This window comes from Micrococcus sp. (assembly GCF_030523875.1).
GTDB lineage: Bacteria > Actinomycetota > Actinomycetes > Actinomycetales > Micrococcaceae > Micrococcus.
Genome location: NZ_JAUNHR010000152.1, coordinates 1 through 2,209, shown reverse-complemented (window position 1 = coordinate 2,209; position 2,209 = coordinate 1). Strand labels below are relative to the sequence as shown.

2 protein-coding genes are annotated in these 2,209 nt (G+C 65.4%); both read left to right on the top strand.

The annotated features are described in order from the left end of the window. Nucleotides 1–503: hypothetical protein (locus Q4D18_RS11585; RefSeq protein ID WP_303128570.1), on the top strand; the 503-nt coding region annotated here is incomplete at its 5' end. Nucleotides 504–611: 108 nt separating this feature from the next. Further along, nucleotides 612–2,060 carry a hypothetical protein gene (locus tag Q4D18_RS11580; RefSeq protein ID WP_303128567.1) on the top strand — a complete coding sequence of 483 codons (1,449 nt, stop codon included), beginning with the start codon at nucleotides 612–614 and terminating at the stop codon, nucleotides 2,058–2,060. Nucleotides 2,061–2,209 lie beyond the last annotated feature (149 nt).

Sequence of the window (2,209 nt, the reverse complement as noted above, 5' to 3'; positions counted from 1 at the left end):
TGGCCTCGCAAGGTGTGCCGCTCATCCTTGTTGAGGTCTACCGGACCGTGCTTGGCATGAGGAAGGACGCGCGGGAGGGCAAGGATCTGCCGTCCGCCGCCTCGCCGGAGAGCGCTGAGGAGCCGGGGGAGGGCGGCTCGCCTCTGGGGAAGTCGGAGGACGACGACGCAGCCGCCCACCTTACCCCGACCCGTGCTGAGCAGCCACGACGCCGTTCGGTGCAGCTGCTTGAGGAGAACTCTCGCGAGGATACCCGCCTGGACGAGGCCCCCGTCATCGCCACAGAGCTCCTCCCCGAGACCGCCGCCCCGCTGCACCCCCTCGAAGGGGCCGAGGGGGCAAGCCTGGACCGTGTGCGCGGCTCGGAGGGGCCTGCGAGCACCGCGGATCAGGAGAATCCCGATCCGCAGTCCGCGCCCAGGCGCGCTCGCCAGGCGGCCCCTGTGACGCCGCGGGCGCCGCGCCGTGCCGCGCGCCGCAGTGGCGAGTCCCCCGTCCTCTGAGACGGGGCTCCTGCAGGCGGAGTCCTGAACGAGGCCGATGCTAAACTTATTGGGTGCCGAATCTGCCTTGAAGATGCCAATTCGAGCGCCCTGAGACTGAGGATGTAGATGAAGTTCTTCGCCGTGACCCTTCTCATCTCAATTGTGGGATGGGCCTTCGCTGGGGAGTCCTCCTGGGCGTATTGGTACTTCGCCGTCGCCGGAGCCGCGTGCTGGGCCCTTGAGAAGCGCTCGGGCCGTCTGCTCTCCTTCCCAATGGTGTTCATCATGGTTGCCACCCTCGCCGCCGTGTTCGGATTCGTGTATTACGAGCGGATCTCCGAGGACGCCGTCGTGTCCTTCCACATCGATTATGACCGCGACACGTGGGTCATGGGCTTCAACACGATTCTTCTGTGCATCTTCTGGTTCTGGGTCGCGGCGATGCTGGCCACGCGCCGGCGGAAGACGGAGGACGAGGACGCGGGACAGCCGCCGCTCGCCTACATCAGCGGCAAGGCCGCCATGTGGCTCATCGTCATCGGCATTCTCAGCATCATTGTCTATGTCGTCGGCTACGGCTACACAGGCCTGCTCCGCCGCGCGCACTACCTCATGTTCACGGGCCCCCGTGTCTTCGTCTCGCTCGGTGCGCTGTTCGGTCCCGCGGCCTCTCTCGCGCTGTCGATCGTCATCGTCCACCGCCGTCCGCCGATCGCTCTTCGGGTGATCGCGGCGATGGTCCTTGCCCTCCTGACTGTCGCGATGTTCGGCACGGGCTCTCGCGGCCTCGCAGCCATCCCGCTCGCCTTCCTCTGGTGCTGGTGGCTCATTCGCGGTCCTGAGGCCAAGATCTGGTCGAAGATCGTCGTCACGGCCCTGTGCCTCTACGCCGCCGCCTTGGCCTTCAGTTCCGTGCTCATCCTCCGTGTGGGCCTAGGCGGTGAGTCCGGCATCGTTACGTACTTCAACTACTACGACCAGCACCCGGATGAGCTTGGCACAATTGACGTCGGGGCTCTCGCGGGCAATATTCTCTTCGGTGTTCCGCTCACGGGTGACATCGTCACGACGGGCAATCCGTTCCCGCTCTCGTACCTGGGGATCGCCCTCAACCCGATGCCCGGCGGCCCGGCCGGGTGGAACGCGATCCTCGACCAGTTCTCCTGGGCGCCTGCCACGCCGTACAACGTCTACGGTGAGCTGTACCTTTACGGCGCGATCCCCCTTGCGCTCACTATGGGCCTCTTTGGACTGGCCATGGGCACGATGGACTCCTGGGTGGCTCGGCGTCGCGCGAACGTCCGCAACATCGTGTTCGTCATCATCCTTGTGCTCATCCTCGTCTTCACCTCGTCCACGTTCCAGTACCCGGTCCGCAACTCCTCGCGCTTCCTCTGGTATGGAGGTGTCCTGCTTCTGGCGATGGAGCTCTTGACTGGCCCCTTCGTCAGCTTCCTCCACCGGTACCGCCTCATGCCTCGCGGCAACGTGCGCCGCCGGACGCCGCGTCGAGGCAGGCGGCCCTCCAAAGCCGTGAAGAAGGCTCGCGCGCTGTACGGCAACCCCAAGTTCTAATCGTCCGCTAGACTGGGACGACGTGCCTAGGCGAGGATTCCGAACGCTGAGTTCGAGGATCGTCATCGACGAAGGCCACGAGGGCGCCGTGCGCGCATTCCTCGATGGCAGTTGACGCCCAGGCTGGATCACGGAACAGACCATCGTTA

Coding starts and splice junctions, on each gene's coding strand:
- Q4D18_RS11580 (WP_303128567.1), top strand. CDS start 612: ATGAAGTTCTTCGCCGTGACCCTTCTCATCTCAATTGTGGGATGGGCC.